Source organism: Mesorhizobium sp. M7A.F.Ca.CA.003.01.2.1, from assembly GCF_003998945.1.
GTDB lineage: Bacteria > Pseudomonadota > Alphaproteobacteria > Rhizobiales > Rhizobiaceae > Mesorhizobium > Mesorhizobium ciceri.
The window spans coordinates 1-5552 of the sequence record NZ_RZRA01000314.1 but is presented as its reverse complement, the minus strand read 5'-3'; the positions used below and the strand labels follow the sequence as shown (position 1 = coordinate 5552).

The following is a 5552-nucleotide window of genomic DNA, read 5'->3' as shown; positions in this document are numbered from 1 at the left end:
CCCCTACGCCGTGCTTTCGGAAATCGCCACAGATACCGGCGTCATGCAGAATGTCAGCCAGAAAGGCGATGGCGGCGTGCAGGCTGCCGGCCCGGCTACCGGCGCCTCCGGTGGCGCCTCCTACCGCGATCCTTTCGAGCCGGATTTCTGGTCGCAGCAGGTCGCGGCGCCCGGCGCCGAGGCCAGCGCCCAGCGCACCAAGATCGAGGGCGATCCGGCCAAGCCCGGCGACAAGACCGCCGAAACGCAGGTGCTCAAAATCAAAGCCGTGCCGCCTGTCGCGGCACCGCTCGAGCCACTGGCAAAGGACGCGACCAGTAAACAGGCCGCGAACCCTGCCACGGCATTGGCCGGCGAGACCAAATCGGACGGCACCAAGGCCGCGGTAGCGAAGGCTGAGCCTGAGGCGCAAAAGGCCGTCCAGCCCGACATCGGGGAGAAGGCACCAACCGCTGCTGCCGTGAAGGCAGCGGCCGACGTCAAGCGGCAGTTGGCCGATGCTTTCAAGCCTGGCGACAAGCTGCACGACGGCGTCTCGGTCGAAGCCACCGACAAGGGCGTCGTCATCTCGATCACCGATCAGCTCGACTTCGGCATGTTCGAGGTCGGCTCGGCGTTGCCGAGACGCGAACTGGTGCTGGCAATGGAGAAGATCGGCCGCATCGTCAACAGCCAGAAGGGCACCATCAGCATCAACGGCCACACCGATGCCCGGCCGTTCCGCAGCGACAGCTACGACAATTGGCGGCTGTCGACGGCGCGCGCGCATTCCGCGTACTACATGCTCGTGCGCGGCGGCGTCGACGAACGCCGCATCACCGAGGTCGCCGGTTTCGCGGACCGCCAGCCGAAAATAGCAGCCGATCCATTGGCGGCCGCGAACCGCCGCATCGAGATCCTGATGGCGACCGGCGGATGAAGCGAGCGGCCGTCACCCGCCGGTTGATTGGCCTGTTGCTGCTGGCCGGCGGACACCCGTCCACTGGTTTCGCCCAGGAGGCCCTGCAGCCGTATCAGCTGGTGCGCTCGCTGCAACTCATCCAGGACCGCATAGCCGCCGGGGATCATGCCGCCCTGCCGATGCAGGCCAAGCTGCTCGAGATGACGGATACGCGCCTGCGCGCGGCGAATGCCGAGGACTACAAGGATCCCAAGAATTTTCGGGCCCTGCTTGTCTACGGCATGAGCGGCGGCAACCCGGTGACCGTCGAAGCGGCCACGTCGCGCGCTACGGCGGACCCGCAAAGCCTTGCCATCGCCAAAGGCGTGATTGAGTACCTCAACGGCCGGCCCGGCAAGGCTATCGAAGCCTTGAGGCCGATCGATCCCATGGCGCTGCCTCCGGATCTCGGCGCCTTCCTCGCTTTGGTCAAAGGCTCGCTGCTTGCCGGCGATCAACCGGCGACCGCACTCGGTCTGCTCGACGAGGCAAGATTGCTCAGCCCCGGCACGCTGGTCGAGGAGGCGGCACTTCGCCGTTCGGTCGGCCTTGCAGTCGCGCAAGGCGACGCGGCACGTTTCGCCCTTGCTTCCACCCAGTATGTCGAGCGCTACCTCTATTCGCCCTATGCCAGCCAGTTCGCGGACTCCTTTGTCTCCGGCGTCATCGCGCTGCACATGTCGATCAGCCAGGACAAGCTGGGCGACATCACCTCGATGATGGATCCCGAGCGCGAGAAGGTGATCTATCTGCGCATCGCCCGCCGTGCCGCGATAGACGGCCTGAACGACCTTTCGGCCTTCGCTTCGGCGCGGGCCGAGCAGGGCCGTGACGGCAACACCAATCAGGACGATCCACGCGCCCTGCTCTATGCCAGCCTTTCCACCGTCACCTCGGGCACAATCGAGGACATTCGTGCCAAGCTCGGCAAGATCGATCGCAGCCGGCTGTCGGAGGGCGACCGCGCCTTGCTCGACGCCGCTCAGGCCATTGCCGGCGAGGTCGTCGCGCCGCCCACCGCCCTTCCGGCGGAAAAGCCTGCCCCTGTCGCGGCCGAGCAACCTCCGGCTCCCGAGATCGCCACGCCGCAAAACGCCGATGACAGTGGCTTGCCACCGGTCGAAGGCGCCATCTCGGAGCAACCCGCCGCCACCGCGGCCTCCGGCGGACCGGCCGCCAATGCGCCGGACACGGCGGCAGTTGCAGCCACATCCGCCGAGCCTGCGACCGTCGTGCCGGCGTCGGCACCTTCGCCCGCCGCCGGTCCAGAGCCCGCCGATCCGACCGACGCCGCCATGACCAGAACACGTCGACAGCTCGACCTGATCGACCAGATGCTTGGAGCCGCCCCTAAATGACCACCAGCCTCGGCTCGGCCTTGCCAGGATTTGCCTCCACGCGCGCGACGTCGGAGCAGCCTGCCGCGAACGGCAGAAACGATGACGCCGGCTTCGGCAAAATGCTGCGCGACGATGCCCGCCCGGAACGGCAGGCGTCGACAGAGGCGGGATCGCGCGACCGGCGCTGGAGCAAGCTCGCTGCCGGCCTCGCCGGGCATGGCGCCAAGGTCGAACCGGCATCGGCCGAGCCCGGAAGGACCACCTCGGCCAAAGGCGCAAGCGTGAAAACCGGCAAGGACGATTTGGAAGCAAAGGCGCACAAGGCCGACGCCGAACAGACGGCGTCGGATACCGCGCCGCTTCAGGACGACCTGCCGCTGCTGATCGCGTTTCATGACCTGCGGCATTTCTCGACAGCGGCCAAGGCAGCGGGGGGCAATGCGGCCACCGGCGAGAATCCGTCGGACCCGGCGCTCGGCGGACAGGCTGCACTGCCAAAGACCTACCGCTCAAAATCGTCGGGCGGACGCGAAGCACTCGAAACCATGTCGAAGCCGGAGCAGGCGTCGATCGTCGACGGACCTTTGACGGCGCTTGACGGTCAGTCGCCGAGCGCTGCCTCCAGCGCGCCAAAACGCGACGTCACAGCGGCGGCTCAGAAGCTGTCGGACGCGCCGGCTGTCGATGTGCCCGGCGTGCCGTCGAAGCCCACCACGAATGCGATGAGGAGCATCGAGGATGTGCGGTCCTCGATGCGTCCCGAAGCGGGAAAACAGTCCCTGTCCGCCGCGCGCATCGACGTGGTGTCGGAACGGAGCTTCCCCGCGCCGCCGCAGGGTCCCATCAGCCAGGCGGCCCTCAATGTGATCAACGCCATAGCCGCCGACGCCGGGCCGCAAAAGGCGCTTTCAGCCTCACCCACGACCACCCATCTGGCCAGCTCTGTTGCCGTTCCGACACATGTGTTGAAGATCGAACTTCACCCTGCCGAACTCGGCATGGTGACGGCCAATCTTCGCCTCTCCGGGGAACAACTTTCGATTGAGCTGAAGCCTGAAACACACGATGCCTATCGTCGGCTGTCCGCCGACAGCGAGGCCATCGTCAAGTCGCTGCGAGGGCTCGGCTTCGAGGTTGACAAGGTCACGATACTGCAACCTTCGGTAGCAGTTCCCGCTACAACCCGGACGGATGCAACCGCTCCGTTGGCGGCGGCAACAGGCCGCGATCCAGCATCCTTTCAACCGGGGAATTCGGGCGGCGGCAATGGTGGAGCCGGCGGCCAGCAACCGGGTCAGCAATCCTCAAGGAACCGCAACGATGACGCGCAGGACTACGGCCGCGGCACTTCGCCTTCTCGCGAGCGCGCTGGCGGCGATATCTTTATCTAGCGCGGTAACAGCTGCCGCAGCCACGACCAACCCTTGCGAGCCGGAAATCCTGCGCGCCGCCGACCGCTATGGCGTTCCCGCCGGCATCCTTTATGCCGTTGGCCTGACGGAGACCGGCAACAAGGGCAGCCTTCAACCCAACGCTTTGAATATAGAGGGAAAAGCAGTCTTTCCCAGAAGCCGGCCCGAGGCCCTTGCCGCCTTCGCCAATGCCCGGCGCGAGGGCAAGACCCTGATCGATCTGGGCTGCATGCAGATCAACCACCACTACCACGCATCGCATTTTCGCAGCGTCGAGGACATGCTCGACCCACGTCAGAATGTCGACTATGCGGCGCGCTTCCTGGCCAGCCTTCATGCCCGTCACGAGACCTGGTCGATGGCCGTGGCCCGCTATCATGCCGGCCCCGACAATGACCCGGCGCAGAAGATCTATGTCTGCCGTGTCATTGCCAACATGGTCGCCACCGGCTTTGGAAAATGGACCGCGAACGCCCGCGGATTCTGCAACCCATAAGCGCATTTTCCATTACTAATAGACCTAACACACAACCCCGAATTGTTGTTCTGGCCTGGCCAAAACTTGGCGCCGAATGCGTATCTGGCTGCACGCTAATGCAACCGATACGATTCCAGACTCCCAAGAAACTAGCTACAAGAAATGACGGTTGTTCAGGATTCTCGCCAGCGGATAGGCCTCTCTTCACGGGGCAAATGATTCGATTCGGAAGGCGGGGCCGATGATTGTGATCGTTGACGAGCGCGAGCTCGTAACAGAGGGATACAATTCACTTTTCGATCGTGAGGGCATCGCCTGTGCAGGCTTTGCATCCGGCGAATTCGGTGAGTGGGTGAATTCGGCCGCCGACACCGATCTGCGCTCGGTCAGGGCCTTCCTCATCGGCGATTGCCGCGAAGGTTCCATCTCTCCGCGCCAGATCCGCGACCGCACCGGCGCCCCGGTGATTGCGCTGAGCGAACAGCATTCGCTGGAGAACACGCTGCGGTTGTTCGAGAGCGGCGTCGATGACGTCATTCGCAAGCCCGTCCATATTCGTGAGATCCTGGCCCGCATCACCGCGATCCGCCGCCGCGCCCAGGAAGACGTCGCCTACACCGAGATCGGCGCCATGCGCATCTTCATGGACGGCCGCGACCCCGAGATCGACGGTCAGCCCCTCCCCCTGCCGCGCCGCGAGCGCCGCATCCTCGAATATCTGGCGAGCAATCGCGGACGCCGGGTCACCAAGACCCAGGTCTTCAACGCCATCTACGGCATCTTCGACGAAGAGGTCGAGGAGAACGTGGTGGAAAGCCACATCAGCAAACTGCGCAAGAAGCTGCGCGAGAAGCTGGGCACCGACCCGATCGATTCCAAGCGTTTCCTCGGCTACCGGCTCGTCTTCTGATGCAGCGCCGCGCCAGCCTCGCGCAAGAAAACATGCGTAGCCTCGCAGCCAGCAGCATGGACACAGCGGAGACGTTTCGATGAGCCTCTATGGAATGATGCGGACCGGCGTTTCCGGCATGAACGCGCAGGCAAACCGCCTGTCGACGGTCGCCGACAACATCGCCAATTCAGATACCACGGGTTACAAGCGGTCCTCCGCCGAATTTTCGACGCTGGTCATGCCGTCGACCGGCGGCGCCTACAATTCCGGCGGCGTCACCACGACGATCCGTCAGGCGGTCAGCGATCCGGGCGTGCTTCAGTACACGACCTCGGTTTCCGACCTTGCCGTCAGCGGCGATGGCTTCTTTGTCGTTCAGGATCCGAGCGGTACCCCCTATCTGACCCGAGCCGGCGCTTTCGTTCCCGACGGTCAGGGCAGGCTTGTCAACTCGGCCGGCTTCCAGCTGATGGCCTACAGTTACGAGAAC

At 64.7% G+C, this 5552-nt stretch carries 6 protein-coding genes; all 6 read left to right on the top strand.

Going from position 1 to position 5552, the window contains the following annotated elements:
* On the top strand, positions 1-919 hold a 919-nt coding region (locus EN969_RS14635; RefSeq protein WP_127419206.1), incomplete at its 5' end, for a MotB family protein.
* Positions 916-2298, top strand: coding sequence for a hypothetical protein (locus EN969_RS14630; RefSeq protein WP_063168922.1), 1383 nt, complete (start codon positions 916-918; stop codon positions 2296-2298). The genes EN969_RS14635 and EN969_RS14630, both read left to right, overlap by 4 nt.
* The gene (locus EN969_RS14625; RefSeq protein WP_063168923.1) at positions 2295-3671 is read left to right on the top strand and encodes a flagellar hook-length control protein FliK; all 1377 of its coding nucleotides are present in this window, start codon (positions 2295-2297) and stop codon (positions 3669-3671) included. The genes EN969_RS14630 and EN969_RS14625 overlap by 4 nt, the downstream gene beginning before the upstream one ends.
* Positions 3601-4188, top strand: coding sequence for a transglycosylase SLT domain-containing protein (locus tag EN969_RS14620; RefSeq protein WP_063168924.1), 588 nt, complete (start codon positions 3601-3603; stop codon positions 4186-4188). Before EN969_RS14625 ends, EN969_RS14620 begins: the two co-directional genes overlap by 71 nt.
* A 223-nt stretch (positions 4189-4411) precedes the next feature.
* A complete protein-coding gene (locus tag EN969_RS14615) occupies positions 4412-5080 on the top strand; it encodes a response regulator transcription factor (RefSeq protein ID WP_013529780.1) in 669 nt (222 codons plus the stop codon).
* Positions 5081-5159: 79 nt separating this feature from the next.
* Positions 5160-5552 (top strand): flagellar hook-basal body complex protein (locus EN969_RS14610; protein ID WP_127419205.1); only part of this gene is annotated, 393 nt, incomplete at its 3' end.

Excerpts from the sequence above, each read along its gene's own strand:
- EN969_RS14620 (WP_063168924.1), top strand. The coding sequence starts at position 3,601 with ATGACGCGCAGGACTACGGCCGCGGCACTTCGCCTTCTCGCGAGCGCG.
- EN969_RS14615 (WP_013529780.1), top strand. The coding sequence starts at position 4,412 with ATGATTGTGATCGTTGACGAGCGCGAGCTCGTAACAGAGGGATACAAT.
- EN969_RS14625 (WP_063168923.1), top strand. The coding sequence starts at position 2,295 with ATGACCACCAGCCTCGGCTCGGCCTTGCCAGGATTTGCCTCCACGCGC.
- EN969_RS14630 (WP_063168922.1), top strand. The coding sequence starts at position 916 with ATGAAGCGAGCGGCCGTCACCCGCCGGTTGATTGGCCTGTTGCTGCTG.